This window comes from Pseudomonas botevensis (genome assembly GCF_019145475.1).
GTDB lineage: Bacteria > Pseudomonadota > Gammaproteobacteria > Pseudomonadales > Pseudomonadaceae > Aquipseudomonas > Aquipseudomonas botevensis.
In genome coordinates this window covers 101311-120237 of record NZ_JAHTKI010000003.1, presented here as the reverse complement: position 1 = coordinate 120237, position 18927 = coordinate 101311, and the positions used below count along the sequence as shown (strand labels likewise).

Sequence of the window (18927 nt, the reverse complement as noted above, 5' to 3'; positions counted from 1 at the left end):
CCTCAGGCGTGAGCTGCGATGGGTTCGATCACCGGTTGTTCCCGATGCTCGGCTTGCCAGAGATCGTAATCGGTTTGAACGCCTAGCCAAACGCGGGCTTTACCGATGCCTGCCCGCTCCAGCCGTACCGCCAGATCCGGACTGATCGGCGCGTGCCCGTGCAATACACGAGAAAGGTGAGGGCGAGCGAACCCGAGGTGTCGTGCCAATTCGGTGACGCTGATGCCCAGTTCGGGCAAGACATCCATCAGCAGTGTTTCACCGGGGTGTGGCGGGTTGTGCATGGGCATGGGCCTGCCTCCTGTCAGTGGTAGTCCAGATAATCAATCAACTCGATATCCGAACCTGCAAATCGAAAGATAACCCGCCAGTTTCCGGAAACACTGAGCGACCAATACTCGGCAAGCTCCCCCTTCAGTGGATGCAGGCGCCAACCGGGGAGGTCCAGGTCTGTGGGAGCCGCTGCGCGATCCATGAACTGGAGCATGCGCGACAACCGCTTTGCGTGGTCGGCGCGAATCCCGCGAGTCGAACCTGTTTCATAGAAGCCACGAAGGCCTTTGTGCTGAAAGGATTTGATCATGCGGCGAGTGTAAGGCGATACCTTACACTCAATGCGGTATCTATGTACCGCACCTCGCCGACTAATTTGTGCCTGGCTTGCCGTTTGGCGGGATGAAGTCCTGTAACTAGGCCTTCACTTCTTCCACCGGCACATGCATCCGGTCGCGGCTGGCGAGCGTCGGGAACAGTTTGATCCACGTTCCGGTCACCACCAGGGTGCCGATTCCGCCCATGACCACCGCCGGCACGGTGCCGAACCAGTGGGCGGTGAGGCCGGATTCGAATTCGCCCAGCTGGTTCGAGGCGCCGATGAACAGGCCGTTCACCGCGCTGACCCGGCCGCGCATTTCGTCCGGGGTTTCCAGTTGGACGAAGGAGGCGCGGATCACCATGCTGATCATGTCCGCCGCGCCGAGTACCACCAGTACCGCCAGCGAGAACCAGAACGAAGTCGACAGGCCGAACGCGATGGTCGCCACGCCGAACACGCCGACGGCGGTGAACATCACGCGACCGACGTGGCGCTCCACGGCAAATCGCGCGAGGAACAGCGACATCCCCAACGCGCCCACGGCCGGTGCCGAACGCAGCAGACCGAGGCCCCACGGGCCGGTCAGCAGAATGTCCTTGGCGAAGACCGGCAGCAACGCCGTGGCGCCGCCGAGCAGCACGGCGAACAGATCCAGCGAGATCGCCCCGAGAATGTCCGGGCGGCTGCGAATGAAGCGAATCCCTGCCAGCAACGAGTCCAGGGTGGCCTTGCCCTTGTTCAACGGTGTCTGCCGCGCGGGCAGGTTGAGCATCAGCGTGCAGGCGATGACATACAGAATCACCGTCGGGCCATACACCCAGACGCTGCCGAAGGCGTAGAGCAGGCCACCGAGGGCCGGGGCGACGATGGTTGCCGATTGCTGGGCCGACTGAGCGGCCGCCACCGCCCGTGGAAACAGCGCACTGGGTACGATGCTCGGCAGCAGTGCCTGGGTGGTCGGCATCTCGAAGGAGCGCGCCGCGCCGAGCAGGAAGGCGAGGATGAAGATCATTTCCCGGGTGACCTGATCGGTGGCGCTGCCGATGGCCAGGGAAAGTGCGATCAGCGCCTGCAAGGACTGGCAGATAGCCGCGACCTTGCGCCGGTCATAACGGTCGGCGACATGCCCGGTGTGCAGCATGAACAGCACGCGCGGGGCGAATTCCACCAGACCCACCAGGCCTAGATCGAGCACGTTGCCGGTCAGTTGATAGAGGTTCCAGCCGATGGCCACAGTGAGCATCTGAAAACCGCTGGCGGTGAAGATCCGGGCCAGCCAGAACGCGAGAAACGGACGATGGTGACGTAACAGCAAAGGCGCTTGGCTGGGCATCTGGAGGCAGGTCTGGTTCGTGGGGGAACCGCGAGGTTATCACCAGTCTGTAACAGGAAGTTGCTATGAAAAAAAATTTAGTTAGCCAGACATCGATTTTCCCGGTCCTGCCGACAAATCCGCCCGACGATGTATTTCAGCGCTTTGCCAATGCTCTGAGGCAACTTGTCACGCGGCAAAAGACCACGCGGTTCGTCGTCGGAAATGGGACTACTCTTTCTACGTTGATTGATCCAGATCAAGACCCATCACGGAATTGACCCGGCCACCAGTCGGCAGGAACCCTGCGTTGCGATGCCTGTAAAAAAAAGAACGAATCCGAATTCGCCGCACTCCATACCCGTGGGGGCAGTGGTGCAAGGCCAGCCAGCCTTGTAACCGTTATCTGATAGAGGAAAGCTTATGTTCGGTTTAGAGGCTCTGGATCTCGCCCGAATTCAGTTCGCGTTCACCATCTCGTTCCATATCCTGTTTCCGGCAATCACCATCGGCCTGGCGAGTTACCTGGCGGTACTCGAAGGTCTGTGGTTGAAGACCGGCAACAACACCTACCGTGACCTCTACCATTTCTGGTCGAAGATCTTCGCCGTCAACTTCGGGATGGGCGTGGTTTCCGGTCTGGTCATGGCCTATCAGTTCGGCACCAACTGGAGTCGCTTCTCGGATTTCGCCGGTTCGGTCACCGGGCCGTTGCTGACCTATGAAGTGCTCACGGCGTTCTTCCTCGAGGCGGGGTTCCTGGGGGTGATGCTGTTTGGCTGGAACAAGGTCGGACGCGGTCTGCACTTCTTCTCCACGGTGATGGTGGCGATCGGCACGCTGATCTCGACCTTCTGGATTCTCGCCTCCAACAGCTGGATGCAGACGCCGCAAGGCTTCGAAATCGTCAATGGCCAGGTCATCCCGACCGACTGGCTGGCGATCGTGTTCAACCCCTCGTTCCCGTATCGCCTGATGCACATGGCGACTGCCGCATTCGTTGCCACCGCCTTCTTCGTCGGCTCGTCGGCGGCCTGGCACTTGCTGCGCGGCAAGGACAACCCGGCGATCCGCACCATGCTCTCGATGGCGATGTGGATGGCGCTGATTGTCGCGCCGATCCAGGCCGTGATCGGCGACTTCCACGGCCTCAACACCCTCGAACATCAGCCGGCGAAAATCGCCGCGATCGAAGGCCACTGGGAAAACGTCGGCGACGAAGCCACGCCGCTGATTCTGTTCGGCTGGCCGGACATGAAAGAAGAGAAAACCAAATTCGCCGTCGAAATCCCGTACCTCGGCAGCCTGATCCTGACTCATTCGCTGGACAAACAGGTGCCGGCGCTCAAGGAGTTTCCACCGGAGGACCGGCCGAATTCGACCATCGTGTTCTGGTCGTTCCGGGTCATGGTCGGCCTTGGTTTCCTGATGATTTTCACCGGCCTCTGGAGCCTGTGGCTGCGCAAGCGCGACACGCTCTACACCTCGCGGCCGTTCCTGTACCTGGCGTTGTGGATGGGGCCATCCGGCCTGATCGCGATCCTCGCCGGCTGGTTCACCACTGAAATCGGCCGTCAGCCGTGGGTGGTCTATGGCTTGATGCGCACGGCGGATGCTTCGTCGAACCACAGCTTCATGCAGATGAGCATCACCCTGATCACGTTCGTCGTGGTGTATTTCGCGCTGTTCGGTGCGGGCCTGGGCTACATGATGCGCCTGGTGCGCAAAGGGCCGAAAACCGACGAAGGCAAGGAAACCAACCACGGCGGTCCTGGCCAGAAACGCACGCCGGCTCGTCCGCTGTCTGCTGCTGACGACGATGTCGAGCACAGCCCCAGCCTGACCAAGGAGATTTGAGTCATGGGTATTGATCTTCCGCTGATCTGGGCCGTGATCATCATCTTCGGCATCATGATGTACGTGGTCATGGACGGCTTCGACCTGGGGATCGGGATTCTTTTCCCGTTCATTCCAGGCAAGACCGATCGCGACGTGATGATGAACACTGTCGCCCCGGTCTGGGACGGCAACGAAACCTGGCTGGTACTGGGCGGCGCGGCGTTGTTCGGCGCGTTTCCGCTGGCTTACTCGGTGGTGCTCTCGGCGTTGTACCTGCCGCTGATCTTCATGCTGGTGGGGCTGATTTTCCGGGGTGTGGCGTTCGAGTTCCGCTTCAAGGCCAAGGACGACAAGCGCCACTTGTGGGACAAGGCGTTCATCGGCGGTTCGGTGGCGGCGACGTTCTTCCAGGGCGTGGCACTCGGCGCGTTCATCGATGGCCTGCCGGTGGTCAACCGCCAGTTCGCCGGCGGCTCGCTGGACTGGCTGACACCGTTCACGATGTTCTGCGGCGTCGCGCTGGTGGTGGCGTATGCCTTGCTCGGCTGCACCTGGCTGATCATGAAGACCGAAGGCAAGCTCCAGGAGCAGATGCATGACCTCGCCCGGCCGCTGGCGTTCGTGCTGCTGGCAGTGATCGGCATCGTCAGCATCTGGACGCCGCTGGCCCATCCGGAAATTGCCTCGCGCTGGTTCAGCCTGCCGAACCTGTTCTGGTTCATGCCGGTGCCGATTCTGGTACTGGTGACGATGTATGGCCTGATCCGCGCGGTGGCGCGCAATGCCAACTACATGCCGTTCCTGCTCACTCTGGTGCTGATCTTCCTCGGCTACAGCGGTCTGGGCATCAGCCTGTGGCCGAACATCGTGCCGCCATCGATCTCGATCTGGGACGCCGCCGCACCGCCGCAGAGCCAGGGCTTCATGCTGGTCGGCACGCTGTTCATCATCCCGTTCATCCTGGGGTACACCTTCTGGAGCTATTACGTGTTCCGCGGCAAGGTCACCCATGAGGACGGCTATCACTAGTCTGTAGAGCCCTGTCGGAGCGCGCCTGATGCCCGGCGCGTCCCGACGATGGCATCGGTTGCGACGCCATCGTTCTGGAAGAGGATCGAAGCAATGAGCGGCAAACATTCCCTGCACGACATTGAAGAAGCCGAAAAAAAGCCGCTGTGGCAGCGGCTCGGCTGGTTGGCCCTGATCTGGGTGGGTAGCGTCGGCGCTCTGTTCATCGTCGCCAGCCTGATGCGCATGTTCATGAACGCGGCCGGCCTGACCACTCACTGACACACCGCACATCCCACCCCGCTGCCTATGGCGGGGATTTACGACCCTCCGTCTGGAGGGTTTTTTTTGTCCGGATTATTTGCGCGCCTTGAGGATCACGAACTTCGGTGTCGCCGCCACTTGCTCGACACCCCGAAACAGCCGCGCCAGTTTGCTGTGATAACCCAGATGACGGTTGCCGACGATGTACAGCGCGCCGCCCACCACCAGCGCTTCGCGGGCCTGCTGGAACATGCGCCAGGCGAGAAAGTCGCCAACCACTTGCTGTTGGTGGAAGGGCGGGTTGCACAACACCACGTCCAGCGATTGCGCCGGTTGTCCGGCCAGACCGTCACCGGCACGCACGGTGACGTCACGTTCGCCCAGCGCTGCACGCCAGTTTTCGGCCGCCGACTGCACGGCCATGAACGACTCGTCCACCAGCGTGTAATGGGCATCGGGGTTGTGCAGGGCGCTGGCGATGGCCAGCACGCCATTGCCGCAACCGAGGTCGGCGACGCGCGCAGCTCCGAGGTTTTTCGGCAGGTGCGGGAGGAAGGCGCGAGTGCCGATGTCCAGGCCTTCGCGGCAGAACACGTTGGCGTGGTTGAGCAGTTCGATCGCTGGCTCATCGAGGCGATAACGGCTCGGATAGGGCGACACGGCGGGCGTTTTGTCTTCTGGCGTGGCGATCAGCAAGCGTGCCTTCTTCACCGCCAGCGAAGCCTGCACCGGCCCGATGTAGCGTTCCAGCAGATCACCGGCCGCACGTGGCAAGTGCTTGACCATCGCCGCTGCGATGACCTGGGCGCCGGGCGCCAGTTGGCCTTGCAGGCGAATCAGTTGTTCCTCCAGCAGCGCCAGCGTCTTCGGGACGCGGATCAGCACCCGGTCGAACGGCCCGACCAACGGCTCGCTGGCCGCAATCGCGCGTACCGCGTCGAAGGCCTGACCGTTGCGCAGCAGGTTTTTCTCCAGCCCCTGGAAGCCGAGAAACGAATCGCCGCTGCTGCTGACCTGCACCTTGCCCGTCAGGCTGATGGCGAGGGCGCCGAAACTGTCGTTGAGCACCAGTACCCGGGTCTGCGCGGTCGGCTGCTGTGCGGCCAGATGATTGAGCAGATACTCGTCGGCGGCATCGAAAGCCTGCAGCGGCTCGTTCTGCTGTTCGGGCTGGCGGATCAGGTCGAGTTGGGCGAAGGGGGTATCGAGCAAAGGCATGGGGCGGGGACTCTGGGTAATCGACGGATGTCCCGCGGCCCAGGGTGTCGTGCGGCGGAACCGTCTGAGTGGACTTCGGCGTGCGGGGCACGTCATCACTCAGAGAGGCTGCGAATGGTACGTTTTTTTTGGGGCTAATACTCGTCTGTTTTAAGAGATGAAAGGGAAAGCGGCTAGATGATTCCGGCCTTGGCGGCGGCGATGACGGCGGAGATCTTGTTGCAGACGTTGAGCTTCACGATCATGTTCTGTACGTGATAGTTCACGGTACGCTCGCTCAGATTGAGGATTCTGGCGGTCTCATAGGCGGTCTTGCCGGAGGCGCATAACTTCAGCACCTCGATTTCCCGGGGCGATAACCGCGCCTGGCGGTTTCTGCTCAAGCGCATGGGCAGCGTGCGGGCGAACAATTCACTCAGGTGGCTGGTGACGTAGAACATGTAGCCAAAGTGTTCATACAGTTCCAGCGGGCTGATCGAACAATGCGGTCTGGCCAGACTCAGAATACTGCACAGGCCACTTTCCTCATGATGAAACGATTGCGACCATCCATGTTTCAAACCTTGATCCTGAAGTCTCTCCCATAAGTCAGGTATGTTTGAGAATGTTTCTTCTTTCCAGATAATCGGCAACATTGAGCGATTGCAATGTGATATTACCGGGTCGATTTCTTCGTAACTTTTTTCTTCATATTGTTGATTCCAGGTCCGTGGGTAGTTGTTGATATGCAAGGACTTGAACGAACTGCGTTCAGGCGAAGTAATTGAAATGCCACAAAAACTGAAGCCGATGTTCTTCGCGAAGTTCAGCAGAATCGGGAAGGCTGTATCGATTCCCTTGGCGAAGGTCAGCTGTCTTATTTGTGACTCCTTCCACATTTCCATTTGAAGTCTCCGGATTTGACGCGTGGGGGAGCAGTTGGATCCAAAAATCGCTGCACGGAAACGAGTGTAGGACGCTTCTTCTATATATGTTTAAATTTTTTTGCTCTTGATCAGTGTGTTTAATTGAGTATTTTCTTTTATGCGAAGTTTTTTATATGAGGTCTGGCATTTGAAGGCTGAGTTGTAATACATGGTTAACAGTTATATTTGTCCAATACCTGTACAAACTCTGGGTGTTTAAAAAGCTTTTATTGAGCAACACTGATGGCATTTGAAGGAGTGCCACATGACTGCCAGCGTGGAAAAATTCAGCCGCCAGACTTTGCTCGATGTACAACCGTTGACGCCGAGCCTGTTCACACTGCGCACCACACGAGACGCGGGGTTCCGTTTTCGGGCAGGGCAGTTCGCCCGGTTGGGCGTCACCAAGGCCGATGGCAGCACGGTATGGCGCGCTTATTCCATGGTGTCCTCGCCGTTCGACGAATTCCTCGAGTTCTTTTCCATCGTGGTGCCGGGGGGCGAGTTCACCAGTGAGCTGAGCCGGCTTCAGGTGGGCGATACGCTGCTGGTGGACCGGCAAGCCTTTGGCTACCTGACCCTGGACCGCTTCACCGACGGCCGCGATCTGTGGCTGTTATCCACAGGCACAGGGGTGGCGCCGTTTCTTTCGATCCTGCAGGACTTCGAGGTCTGGGAGCGATTCGAGCGGATCATCCTGGTGTACAGCGTGCGGGAAGCACGAGAGCTGGCTTATCAACGGTTGATCGCTGAACTGACCCAGCGCGATTACCTGGCCGAATACGCGCACAAGCTGCAATTCATTGCGACGGTCACCCGCGAAGCGTATCCCGGCGCGCTGAACGGCCGAATCACCACGCTGATCGAAAACGGCGAACTGGAGCGCGCGGCCGGTGTGCAACTGAATGCCGAACACTCGCGGGTGATGCTGTGCGGCAACCCGCAGATGATCGACGACACCCGGGCCTTGCTCAAACAGCGGCACATGAGCCTGGCCCTGACGCGCAGGCCCGGACAGATAGCGGTCGAAAACTACTGGTAAAAAAAACGGCGCCTGGAGCGCCGTTTTTCATGGAGAAAGGTTCAGGGCCGGTTGTTCTGGGCCTTGAGCAGGTCGCGGATCTCACCCAGCAACTCTTCTTCCTTGGTGGGCACCGGCGGCAGTGTCGGGGCCACGGCTTCCTCGCGCTTGAGGCGGTTGATGGCCTTGACGCCCATGAAGATCGCGAAGGCGACGATCACGAAATCCAGAATGCTCTGGATGAACTTGCCGTAGGCCAGCACCACAGCGGGTGCGCTGCCCTCGGCCGCTTTGAGCGTGATAGCCAGATCGCTGAAATCCACTCCGCCGATCAACAGACCGATTGGCGGCATGATCACATCGCCGACAAACGACGACACGATTTTGCCGAACGCGGCACCGATGATGATACCGACGGCCATGTCGACCACATTGCCTTTGACCGCGAAGGCCTTGAACTCACTTAGCACGCCCATAGGTTATTTCCTTGTTACAGATGAGTTTGGTGTACGCAGTGTAAATCAGCAAAACGCGTCCTGCGCGAAACACCTTCTTACAATGCCCGTTTTTATCGACACATTAATCGACGATTAGTTTGCAAAGTGCCACTAATCGCGCGCGAAATAAACTGTAATGGGCTGATGTTGAAGAAAAATTTATCAATCATCCGTTTACGATCTTTCTATTTATGTTTGTGCAGAACGCCCTCTAGCCTCTGTCTGGCGCACCTGGATGCGTACCAAAACAACAGAGGATCCTGATATGACTCCCACTTTTCGCCTTGGGGTTTTTCCCCATCGCCGCAGTCTCGGTGTACTCACCGCCAGTCTCATGGCCTTCTCCGTGAATGCCGCGCCACTGACCCGTGATAACGGTGCGGCAGTCGGTGACAACCAGAATTCGCAGACGGCCGGCGCCACTGGCCCGGTGCTGCTGCAGGATGTGCAGTTGATCCAGAAGTTGCAGCGTTTCGACCGCGAACGCATTCCGGAGCGCGTGGTGCATGCCCGTGGTACTGGAGCCCATGGCTCGTTCACCGTGACCAACGACATCAGTGACCTGAGCAAGGCCAAGGTCTTTGCCGCCGGGCAGGTCACCCCGGTGTTCGTGCGCTTCTCGGCGGTGGTTCATGGCAACCATTCCCCGGAAACCCTGCGTGACCCTCGCGGTTTTGCCACCAAGTTCTACACGGCGGACGGCAACTGGGATCTGGTCGGCAACAATTTCCCGACCTTCTTCATCCGCGACGCGATCAAGTTCCCGGACATGGTTCACGCCTTCAAACCTGATCCGCGCACCAATCTGGACGATGACTCACGACGTTTCGACTTCTTCTCCCATGTTCCTGAGGCGACCCGTACGCTGACCGAGTTGTACTCCAACTCTGGGACGCCGGCGAGTTATCGGGAAATGGATGGCAACAGCGTGCACGCCTATAAGCTGATTAACGCCAAGGGCGATGTGAACTATGTGAAGTTCCACTGGAAAAGTTTGCAGGGCGTCAAAAACCTTGATCCGCAAGAAGTCGTCAAAGTCCAGGGGCAAGACTACAGTCATATGACCAATGACCTGGTGGCGAATATCGCAAAGGGCAATTTCCCGAAATGGGACTTGTACGTTCAGGTTCTAAATCCAAAAGATTTGTCCAAGTTTGATTTCGATCCTCTGGATGCAACCAAGATCTGGCCGGGCGTTCCTGAGCGAAAAGTTGGACAAATGGTGTTGAACCGTAATCCACAAAACGTGTTCCAGGAAACCGAACAAGTTGCCATGGCCCCCTCGAATGTCGTGCCCGGTATCGAGCCGTCGGAAGATCGCTTGTTACAGGGGCGGATATTCGCTTACGCCGATACACAAATGCATCGTCTGGGGGCCAACTCGTCGCAGTTGCCGATCAATGCGGCAAAAGTTGCCGTGAACAACGGCAATCAGGATGGCGCGATGAATGCCGGTGCCACGCAGTCGGGCGTGAATTACCAGCCGAGCCGTCTGCAACCTCGCGAAGAGACCCCGGCAGCGCGTTACAGCCAGTTGGCGCTGGCGGGCAGTACCGATCAGGCGAAGATCCAGCGTGAGCAGAACTTCCGTCAGGCCGGCGACCTGTATCGCTCGTTCAGCAAAAAGGAACGTCAGGATCTGATCGAAAGTTTCGGTGGATCGCTGGCTTCCGCCGATGATGAAAGCAAGCACATCATCCTGTCGTTTTTGTACAAGGCTGACCCGGAATATGGTGCCGGTGTGAGCAAGGTTGCCAAAGGCGATCTCGACCGGGTGAAAGCGCTGGCGGCGAAACTTTCCGACTGACGGCATCGCACCACGCAAAACGGGGCCTGACTTTCAGGCCCCGTTTTGCGTGGTGTTGTCCTTGTGCTCCGGTCGCCCTTGGCTGGGGTATCATCGCGGTTTTTGCCGGGGGATCAGATGGCCAAGGCCAAGCGCATGTACGGCTGCACCGAGTGCGGCGCAACCTTTCCCAAGTGGGCCGGCCAGTGCGGTGAGTGCGGGGCCTGGAACACGCTGACCGAAACCATGGTCGAGAGCGGCGGCGCTGCGGCGCCAAGCGGTCGCACCGGTTGGGCCGGGCAGCAGGCGCAGATCAAGACGCTGGCCGAAGTCAGCGTCGAAGAGATTCCGCGTTTTTCCACTGCGTCCGGTGAACTTGACCGGGTGCTGGGCGGCGGTCTGGTGGACGGTTCGGTGGTGCTGATCGGCGGCGATCCGGGTATCGGCAAATCAACGATCCTGTTGCAGACCCTGTGCAACCTCGCCAGAAGCATGCCGGCGCTGTACGTCACCGGCGAAGAGTCCCAACAGCAGGTGGCGATGCGCGCCCGCCGGCTGGGTCTGCCCCAGGATCAACTGCGGGTGATGACCGAAACCTGCATTGAAAGCATCATCGCCACCGCCCGTCAGGAGAAACCCCGGGTGATGGTGATCGACTCGATCCAGACCATTTTCACCGAACAGTTGCAGTCGGCCCCGGGTGGTGTTTCCCAGGTGCGCGAGAGCGCGGCGCTGCTGGTGCGTTATGCCAAGCAGAGCGGCACGGCGATTTTCCTCGTCGGCCACGTGACCAAGGAAGGCGCGTTGGCCGGGCCGCGCGTGCTGGAGCACATGGTCGACACCGTGCTGTATTTCGAAGGCGAGTCCGATGGCCGTTTGCGTTTGTTGCGGGCGGTGAAGAACCGTTTCGGCGCGGTCAACGAATTGGGTGTGTTCGGCATGACCGACAAGGGCCTGAAAGAAGTCTCCAACCCGTCGGCGATTTTTCTGACCCGTGCCCAGGAAGAAGTGCCGGGCAGTGTGGTGATGGCAACCTGGGAAGGCACCCGGCCGATGCTGGTGGAAGTCCAGGCGCTGGTGGATGACAGCCATCTGGCGAACCCGCGCCGGGTCACGCTCGGGCTGGATCAGAACCGTCTGGCGATGCTGTTGGCGGTGTTGCACCGCCATGGTGGCATCCCCACCCATGACCAAGACGTATTCCTCAACGTGGTCGGTGGGGTGAAGGTGCTGGAAACCGCCTCCGACCTGGCGTTGATGGCAGCCGTCATGTCCAGCCTGCGCAACCGGCCATTGCCCCATGATCTGCTGGTGTTCGGTGAAGTCGGACTGTCCGGCGAGGTGCGCCCGGTGCCGAGCGGTCAGGAGCGCTTGAAGGAAGCGGCCAAGCACGGTTTCAAACGCGCGATCGTGCCCAAGGGCAACGCGCCGAAGGAAGCGCCGGCGGGGTTGCAGATCATTGCCGTGACGCGCTTGGAGCAGGCGCTGGACTCGCTGTTCGAGTAATCGCTCGGCGAGCGATCTATCTGTGGGAGCGAGCAAGCCTGCTCCCACACTGGATTGGCGGTCGGCGCTAGATATCGATCAACGCGGCCAGTTCACGTTCCAGCTCGGTTTCGTCAGCCAGATTGAGTTCGATCAAGCGCCGCAGGCGCTGGATCGATTCGAGGCTGATATGTCGGCAGACAAACCCCAACTGCCCGTGATCTTCGTGCGCCAACTGCACGTCCATCTCGATATCGACCTCATCGCTCAGATGAATGTCGACGTAGAAGTCCTGTTCCGGATCGCCCAGCCAGGGCTCCGGCCGCTCGATCAGCAAGCCCTTGAGTGACAGGTCGATCAGCTTCACCGGCCAGATGAATTGACCCTGACTCAGCTCGGTTCTGGCATCGAACGCGATACGTTTGAAGCGGCGACGCTCTGCTGGGTGCTCGCTCATGGCGCAATCCTCACGAAGGTAGGCTGACTATAGACCTGTCCGGTGACAGGTTGCCAATGGGGAGCGGGTGCCTAGACCAATGTCGGGTATGGTCTTTGCCGTCAACGGGGCTAAACTCGGGGTGGCTGTCTTTCTGTCCAACCTGGCTGGAATAAAAAAATGAAAAATAATAATAGCCCGCTGCGCCACTTACCCTGGCTAGTGCTGGCAATCGTAGGAGCGTGCGCCCTGGGCGTAGTGGCATTGCGCCGAGGAGAGGCGATCAACGCCTTGTGGATCGTGGTCGCTGCCGTGGCCATCTATCTGGTTGCGTACCGTTACTACAGCCTGTTCATCGCTAACAATGTGATGCAACTCGATCCGCGCCGGGCCACCCCCGCCGTGCTCAACAACGACGGTCTGGACTACGTTCCGACCAACAAACACATTCTTTTCGGTCACCACTTCGCGGCGATTGCTGGTGCAGGGCCGCTGGTCGGTCCGGTTCTGGCGGCGCAGATGGGCTACTTGCCCGGCACGCTCTGGCTGATCGCCGGCGTGGTGCTCGCGGGCGCGGTGCAGGACTTCATGGTTCTGTTCATGTCGACCCGGCGCAACGGCCGCTCCCTTGGCGACATGGTGCGTGAAGAAATGGGCCGCATCCCTGGCACCATCGCGCTGTTCGGCTGCTTCCTGATCATGATCATCATCCTCGCGGTGTTGGCGCTGATCGTGGTTAAAGCGCTGGCCGAGAGCCCGTGGGGCATTTTCACGGTGATGGCGACCATCCCGATCGCGATGTTCATGGGCGTCTACATGCGCTACATCCGCCCGGGGCGCATCGGCGAAATCTCCATCATTGGTGTGCTGTTGCTGCTGGGTTCGATCTGGCTGGGCGGGCAGGTCGCCGCCGATCCGGTGTGGGCCAAGGCGTTCAGCTTTACCGGTGTGCAAATCACCTGGATGCTGATCGGTTATGGCTTCGTCGCTGCCGTACTGCCGGTGTGGCTGATTCTGGCCCCGCGTGACTACCTCTCGACCTTCCTGAAAATCGGCACCATCATCGCCCTGGCGATCGGCATCCTGATCACCATGCCCGAGCTGAAAATGCCGGCGCTGACCCAGTTCGTCGACGGCACCGGCCCGGTGTGGAAGGGCGGCCTGTTCCCGTTCCTGTTCATCACCATTGCCTGCGGCGCGGTGTCCGGTTTCCATGCGCTGATCTCTTCCGGCACCACGCCGAAGCTGCTGGATAACGAAACCAACGCCCGCTACATCGGTTACGGCGGCATGCTGATGGAGTCGTTCGTGGCGATCATGGCCATGGTTGCCGCGTCGGTGATCGAGCCGGGCGTGTACTTCGCCATGAACAGCCCGGCGGCCGTGGTCGGCGGGGATGTGGTGGCCGTCGCTCAGGCCGTCAGCGGCTGGGGCTTCGCCATCACTCCGGATGCCCTGCAAGCCGTGGCTCACGACATCGGCGAAACCACCATCCTGGCCCGTGCCGGCGGTGCGCCGACCCTGGCGGTCGGTATCGCGCAGATTCTGCACAGTGTCCTGCCGGGTGAGAACACCATGGCGTTCTGGTACCACTTCGCAATCCTGTTCGAAGCGCTGTTCATCCTGACCGCTGTCGACGCCGGTACTCGTGCCGGGCGTTTCATGCTGCAGGATCTGCTCGGCTCTTTCGTGCCGGCGCTGAAGCGTACCGAATCCTGGACCGCCAACCTGATCGCCACCGCCGGTTGTGTGGCGATGTGGGGCTGGTTGCTGTACCAAGGCGTGATCGATCCGCTGGGCGGCATCAATACCCTGTGGCCGCTGTTCGGTATCTCCAACCAGATGCTGGCCGGTATCGCGCTGATGCTCGGCACCGTCGTGCTGATCAAAATGAAGCGCCAGCGCTACATTTGGGTCACCTTGCTGCCGGCGGCCTGGCTGCTGATCTGCACCACCACCGCAGGCTTCATCAAGCTGTTCGACGCCAACCCGGCGATCGGCTTCCTGTCGCTGGCCAAGAAGTACAGTGATGCGCTGGCCGCCGGTCAGGTCATTGCCCCGGCCAAGAGCATCGATCAGATGCAGCACGTGATCTTCAACGCCTACACCAACGCAACACTGACCGCGCTGTTCCTGTTCGTGGTATTCAGCATCCTGTTCTATGCGCTCAAGGTCGGCATCGCCGCCTGGGGCAAAAAAGAGCGTACGGATAAAGAATCGCCATTCCAGGCGCTGCCGGACGCGTAACCAGAGGATTGCACGATGTTCAATGACCTGAGTCGCCTCGGTAAATACCTCGGTCAGGCTGCGCGCCTGATGGTCGGCATGCCCGACTACGACACCTATGTCGAGCATATGCAAAGCAAACACCCGGACAAACCGGTGATGAGCTACGAGGTGTTCTTCCGCGAACGCCAGGAAGCCCGTTACGGTGGCAAGGGTGGGCCGAAGTGCTGTTGAGCCGCTGATCGCGGTTCACCAGAAGTGAGGTGGGAGCAGGTCTTTCGGCCTGCTCCCATTTTTATTTGTGCAATTGAAGGAGATCGTGTTTTGTCCTCTCCCATCCCGGTCACGGTGCTCAGCGGTTTCCTCGGCGCCGGCAAGACCACATTGCTGCGTCATCTGTTGAAAGCCGAGCACGGCCTGAAAATCGCCGTGATCGAAAACGAATTCAGCGACGCCGGCATCGATACCCAGTTGCTGGGTGACGAGCCGGTGCAAGTCATGACCCTGGCCAACGGCTGCGTCTGCTGCACCATCCACACCGACCTGACCAAAGCCCTGTACTTGCTGCTCGAGCGTCTGGACAGCGGCGAAATCGCCTTTGATCGCCTGGTGATCGAATGCACCGGCCTGGCCGATCCGGCGCCGGTGGCGCAGACCTTTTTCATCGACGAAGAACTGCGCGAGCGTTATTTGCTCGACGGCATCATCACCCTGGTGGACGCTGCCCACACCGAACTGCACCTGACCCAGACCATCGCCCAGGCACAGATCGGTTTCGCCGACCGCCTGCTGGTGAGCAAGACCGATCTGGTGGACGAAGCGACATTCACTGCGCTGAGCGAGCGCCTGACCCGGATCAACCGTCGTGCGCCGATCCGTGTGGTCGAGCATGGCAACATCGATCTGGCCGAACTGCTCGATGTGCGCGGTTTCAATCTCAACGCCGACCTCGGTGGCGGTGTAAGCCTGCGCCCGGTGAGCAAGGCGCCGTCCATTGACCGGATTTCCAGCCTGGTGCTGCGCACCGACCAGCCGCTGGATATCGATCAGCTCAGTGCGTTCATGAATGAACTGCTGGAAGAACATGGCAAGCAATTGCTGCGTTACAAGGGCGTGCTGAACATCGCCGGAGAAGATCGGCGTCTGGTGTTCCAGGGCGTTTTGAAACTCTATGGTTTCGACTGGGATACCGAGTGGGCCGAGGGCGAGGCGCGGGAAAGCGTGATCGTGTTCATTGCCGACGACTTGCCGGAAGAGAAAATCCGGGCGGGCTTTGCCAAAGTGGCGGCGAACTGAGTCCGCCGCTGCCTCAGTGAGTGGAGCCGCTGAGAATCGTCTGCTCCAGATGGTCCAGATGACGGTTCATCAGCGATACGGCCATGGCCGCGTCATCACGCTCGATCGCATCGACGATCCGGGCGTGATCCTGCCAGCCGCAACAGCTTTGCGTGGTTTCAGTGCATCGCGCAATCGCCACTGATGTCAGCGGCACCAGCGTGCCGAGAAAGTGCGCTAACGGTGCATTTCCAGCCATTCTCGCCAACTGCAAATGAAACTCTCCGGACAGGCGAATCGCTGCCCCGCGTCGATGTTTATCCACCGCCTGGTGCTCAAGTTCGATCAAGGCTCGCAGGCGTTGCAAATCTTCAGCCTGTGCGTGCTGACAAGCCAGCGGCACCAAGGTGCTTTCGGCCAGGCGCCGGGCGTGCAGGGCCTGACGGGTCTGCTCGGCGTCCGGCCCGGCAACGCGCGGTCGATGGTTCGCCCGCAGCACAATGATCTGCTCATGGGCCAACTGCGTCAGCACCCGACGAACATCCGCGCGGCTGACGCCGAACATCTGCTTGAGGCTTTCTTCGGTGAAGCGGCTGGCCGCATCGATGCGCTGGTCGAGAATCGCATCCAGCAGGCGCGGATACAGATCGTCCGCCGGTGCCTGCAAGCGGGAGAAGGGCAGGGCAGCCGAGGTCTGGCGAGGGTGCGACGTGGCAAGGCTGTTCATGGCCGTTCTCCTGTGAAAGGGTTTCAGTTGCTCAGATGGTCATCCGGAATGTTCAGCTCGATGCCCATGCGCTGGCCTTCACGCAGGATATGCCGGCGCATTTCGGCGCTGGCCTGGGCGCTGTTCTTGCTGCGGATCGCGCGCACGACCGCTTCGTTTTCTTCCAGGCGTTCGGCCAGATGCTCCGGCGAGTTGCGCAGCACTTCGGCGCTTTGCTTGAGGGCGTTGCTGGTCTGCTGCACCACACTCTGGAAAATCGGGTTCGAGGTCAGGGTGAACAGTTCTTCGTGGAACGCGATGTAGGCGCTGACGCCGGCCTCGCTGTCACCGGCGTCGAGGGCTTCGCGCATGTCCATCAGGGTCAGGCGCAGTTGCCCGACTTCCTTGCTGCTGATCGATTGCGCCACCAGGCCGACGATGAACGGTTCGAGGGTGTAGCGCAGTTGCAGCACATCTTCGAGGCTGGCACCGGCCACCGCGCTGTCGTGGCTCGGGCTGTCGCTCGGTTGGGCGTCGAGCACCACCACGCCTTTGCCCGGCATCGAGCGCACCAGGCCGAGGGTTTCCAGCACGATCACGGCTTCGCGCAGGCTCGGGCGGCTGATGCCGAGTTGTTCGGCCAGTTCGCGCTGGCCTGGCAGCATGTCGCCGGAGCGCCACTGACCACGGGCCAGCGCAGCGCGGAGTTTTTCTACCACTGAGTTGACGACGGTTGATGAAGTAATCACGTATTGGCTCCATGCGCCGTGCCTGCACGGTGGCAGGCACGGCGTTCATTCAGAATTCTTGCTGGTGGGCGGTCCCCACCGGTTTTCTCGGCTGAAAGGTATAGCCCTGCTGGCCGCTGAGCACCTTGTTCGCCCGTTGCACATCGATGTCTTTTTCCCAGCGCGCGATGGCCACGGTGGCGACGCAGTTGCCGATCAGGTTGGTCAGTGCCCGGCCGATGCCCATGAACCAGTCCACCGCCAGCACCAGCACCAGGCCGACCACCGGGATCGCCGGAATCGCCGTCAGGGTCGCCGCCAGAATCACCAGCGCCGAGCCGGGGATACCGTGGGCGCCCTTGGAAGTGATGAGCGACACCAGCAGGATGGTCAACAGATCGGTCATGGCCAGTGGCGTACCGGTGGCGTTGGCGATGAACACGATGGCCAGGGTCAGGTAGATCGAGAAGCCGTCGAGGTTGAACGAGTAACCGGTGGGAATCACCAGCCCGACCGTGGAACTGCCGATGCCCAGGTGTTCGAGCTTGCGCATGATCTGCGGCAGCACGGCGTCGGACGACGCGGTGCCCATGACGATCAGCAGTTCTTCGCGCAGGTACTTGAGCAGCGGCCACATGCGCAGGCCGGACAGGCGCATCACCAGGCCGAGAATCAGTGCGACGAAGGCGATGCAGGTCAGATAGAACAGCCCGATCAGGCTGCCCAGGTGTTGCAGCGAGTCGATGCCGTATTTGCTGGTGGTGAAGGCGATGGCGCCGAACACGCCGATCGGCGCCAGTCGCACGATCATGCCCATGATCCGGAAAATCACATGGCTCAGTTCGTTGATCAGTCGCGAGATCCCGGAAGCGGCTTCGCCCACCAGGTTCAGGGCACTGCCGAACAGCACCGAAAACAGCAGCACTTGCAGGATGTTGTTGTCGGCGAAGGCGCCCAGCACCGAAGTCGGGATCAGCTCCATCAGGAACTGGGTGGTGGTGTGCATGTGCTGGCCGCGCTGGGCGATGTCGCCCATGTCGGCGGCGGACAGCTGTTCCAGATGAATATTGGCGCCGCTGCCGATTCCGGTGCTGAAGGCGAAGACCAGGCCGATCACCAGCGCGATGGTGGTGAGGATTTCAAAGTAAATGACCGATTTGAGGCCGATGCGCCCGACCTTCTTCAGGTCGCCCGCGCCGCTGATGCCGCTGACCACCACGCAGAACACGATCAGGCCGATGAGCATCTTGATCAGTTTGATGAAGCCGTCGCCGAGCGGTTTGAGCTGGGCCGAATATTCAGGAAGGGTCAGCCCGCAGACGATGCCGAGCACCAGTCCGAGAACCACTTGGAGGAAGATTGAACGCGAGCACCATCTGAGCATGGGAGGAATCCTGGTCGGTGTCCCGTCTGCCGGCGCCAGGGCGCTCGAATTCAGGACTTAATTATTGTGGTCTTACCGGTATGTCCAGTGCGGGTGCAGTCTAGGCGCTGTTTTTTACGGATCGCAAGTGAAAAATGACGAATTGGCATGACCGGTCTGACCAGTTGCGCGCAATGTCCCGATCTTGAGCGATTGGTGGTGAAAAACTTTTTTGCCGGCGAAAAAAAACCGGCCAATCACTT

Annotated in this window: 19 protein-coding genes; 9 read left to right on the top strand and 10 right to left on the bottom strand. The window is 60.1% G+C overall.

Going from position 1 to position 18927, the window contains the following annotated elements; translation table 11 throughout:
* Positions 1–2: 2 nt before the first annotated feature.
* From KVQ74_RS06090 to KVQ74_RS06080, 3 genes are all read right to left on the bottom strand, one after another.
* Positions 3–290 carry a HigA family addiction module antitoxin gene (locus KVQ74_RS06090; RefSeq protein WP_217830094.1) on the bottom strand — a complete coding sequence of 96 codons (288 nt, stop codon included), beginning with the start codon at positions 288–290 and terminating at the stop codon, positions 3–5.
* A gap of 14 nt (positions 291–304) precedes the next feature.
* Entirely contained in the window at positions 305–583 is a 279-nt protein-coding gene (locus KVQ74_RS06085) for a type II toxin-antitoxin system RelE/ParE family toxin (protein ID WP_217830093.1), read from the bottom strand.
* Between the two features lie 106 nt (positions 584–689).
* Entirely contained in the window at positions 690–1928 is a 1239-nt protein-coding gene (locus KVQ74_RS06080; RefSeq protein ID WP_217830092.1) for an MFS transporter, read from the bottom strand.
* A gap of 402 nt (positions 1929–2330) precedes the next feature.
* On the opposite strand from KVQ74_RS06080, the gene KVQ74_RS06075 reads away from it, so the two are divergent.
* The 3 genes from KVQ74_RS06075 (at position 2331) to KVQ74_RS06065 (ending at position 5036) form a co-directional block, all read left to right on the top strand.
* On the top strand, positions 2331–3764 hold the full coding sequence (locus tag KVQ74_RS06075) for a cytochrome ubiquinol oxidase subunit I (protein ID WP_217830091.1): 1434 nt from the start codon (positions 2331–2333) through the stop codon (positions 3762–3764).
* 3 nt (positions 3765–3767) lie between these two features.
* Positions 3768–4775: a cytochrome d ubiquinol oxidase subunit II gene (gene cydB, locus KVQ74_RS06070; protein ID WP_217830090.1), complete on the top strand. Its 1008-nt coding sequence runs from the start codon at positions 3768–3770 to the stop codon at positions 4773–4775.
* Between the two features lie 93 nt (positions 4776–4868).
* Positions 4869–5036, top strand: coding sequence for a DUF2474 domain-containing protein (locus tag KVQ74_RS06065; RefSeq protein WP_217830089.1), 168 nt, complete (start codon positions 4869–4871; stop codon positions 5034–5036).
* A 75-nt stretch (positions 5037–5111) separates the two neighbouring features.
* Here KVQ74_RS06065 and KVQ74_RS06060 read toward each other — a convergent pair whose 3' ends face one another.
* Both KVQ74_RS06060 and KVQ74_RS06055 read right to left on the bottom strand, forming a co-directional pair.
* Entirely contained in the window at positions 5112–6236 is a 1125-nt protein-coding gene (locus tag KVQ74_RS06060; RefSeq protein ID WP_217830088.1) for a methyltransferase, read from the bottom strand.
* A 173-nt stretch (positions 6237–6409) separates the two neighbouring features.
* The gene (locus tag KVQ74_RS06055; RefSeq protein ID WP_217830087.1) at positions 6410–7120 is read right to left on the bottom strand and encodes an autoinducer binding domain-containing protein; all 711 of its coding nucleotides are present in this window, start codon (positions 7118–7120) and stop codon (positions 6410–6412) included.
* Between the two features lie 286 nt (positions 7121–7406).
* Between KVQ74_RS06055 and KVQ74_RS06050 the strand changes: the two genes are divergently transcribed.
* A complete protein-coding gene (locus tag KVQ74_RS06050) occupies positions 7407–8183 on the top strand; it encodes a ferredoxin--NADP reductase (protein WP_217830086.1) in 777 nt (258 codons plus the stop codon).
* Between the two features lie 41 nt (positions 8184–8224).
* On the opposite strand, the gene mscL is transcribed toward KVQ74_RS06050, so the two are convergent.
* The gene (gene mscL / locus KVQ74_RS06045) at positions 8225–8638 is read right to left on the bottom strand and encodes a large-conductance mechanosensitive channel protein MscL (RefSeq protein WP_217830085.1); all 414 of its coding nucleotides are present in this window, start codon (positions 8636–8638) and stop codon (positions 8225–8227) included.
* A gap of 286 nt (positions 8639–8924) precedes the next feature.
* Between mscL and KVQ74_RS06040 the strand changes: the two genes are divergently transcribed.
* Positions 8925–10466, top strand: coding sequence for a catalase (locus tag KVQ74_RS06040; protein WP_217830084.1), 1542 nt, complete (start codon positions 8925–8927; stop codon positions 10464–10466).
* A gap of 117 nt (positions 10467–10583) precedes the next feature.
* Positions 10584–11951 carry a DNA repair protein RadA gene (gene radA / locus KVQ74_RS06035; RefSeq protein WP_217830083.1) on the top strand — a complete coding sequence of 456 codons (1368 nt, stop codon included), beginning with the start codon at positions 10584–10586 and terminating at the stop codon, positions 11949–11951.
* A 67-nt stretch (positions 11952–12018) separates the two neighbouring features.
* On the opposite strand, the gene KVQ74_RS06030 is transcribed toward radA, so the two are convergent.
* A complete protein-coding gene (locus KVQ74_RS06030) occupies positions 12019–12387 on the bottom strand; it encodes a PilZ domain-containing protein (protein ID WP_217830082.1) in 369 nt (122 codons plus the stop codon).
* A 159-nt stretch (positions 12388–12546) separates the two neighbouring features.
* On the opposite strand from KVQ74_RS06030, the gene KVQ74_RS06025 reads away from it, so the two are divergent.
* The 3 genes from KVQ74_RS06025 (at position 12547) to yjiA (ending at position 15888) form a co-directional block, all read left to right on the top strand.
* Positions 12547–14613, top strand: a complete 2067-nt coding sequence (locus tag KVQ74_RS06025) for a carbon starvation CstA family protein (RefSeq protein ID WP_217830081.1) — start codon at positions 12547–12549, stop codon at positions 14611–14613.
* Positions 14614–14628: 15 nt separating this feature from the next.
* Positions 14629–14826, top strand: coding sequence for a YbdD/YjiX family protein (locus KVQ74_RS06020; protein WP_217830080.1), 198 nt, complete (start codon positions 14629–14631; stop codon positions 14824–14826).
* 90 nt (positions 14827–14916) lie between these two features.
* Positions 14917–15888 (top strand): GTPase, encoded by a 972-nt coding sequence (gene yjiA, locus KVQ74_RS06015; RefSeq protein ID WP_217830079.1) that lies wholly within the window; start codon positions 14917–14919, stop codon positions 15886–15888.
* 13 nt (positions 15889–15901) lie between these two features.
* Here yjiA and KVQ74_RS06010 read toward each other — a convergent pair whose 3' ends face one another.
* From KVQ74_RS06010 to KVQ74_RS06000, 3 genes are read right to left on the bottom strand one after another with little or no spacing between them, the layout of a single operon-like run.
* Positions 15902–16594 (bottom strand): GntR family transcriptional regulator, encoded by a 693-nt coding sequence (locus KVQ74_RS06010; RefSeq protein WP_217830078.1) that lies wholly within the window; start codon positions 16592–16594, stop codon positions 15902–15904.
* Positions 16595–16617: 23 nt separating this feature from the next.
* Positions 16618–17322 carry a FadR/GntR family transcriptional regulator gene (locus tag KVQ74_RS06005; RefSeq protein ID WP_217830077.1) on the bottom strand — a complete coding sequence of 235 codons (705 nt, stop codon included), beginning with the start codon at positions 17320–17322 and terminating at the stop codon, positions 16618–16620.
* Between the two features lie 49 nt (positions 17323–17371).
* Positions 17372–18685: a C4-dicarboxylate transporter DctA gene (locus KVQ74_RS06000; RefSeq protein ID WP_217830076.1), complete on the bottom strand. Its 1314-nt coding sequence runs from the start codon at positions 18683–18685 to the stop codon at positions 17372–17374.
* Positions 18686–18927 lie beyond the last annotated feature (242 nt).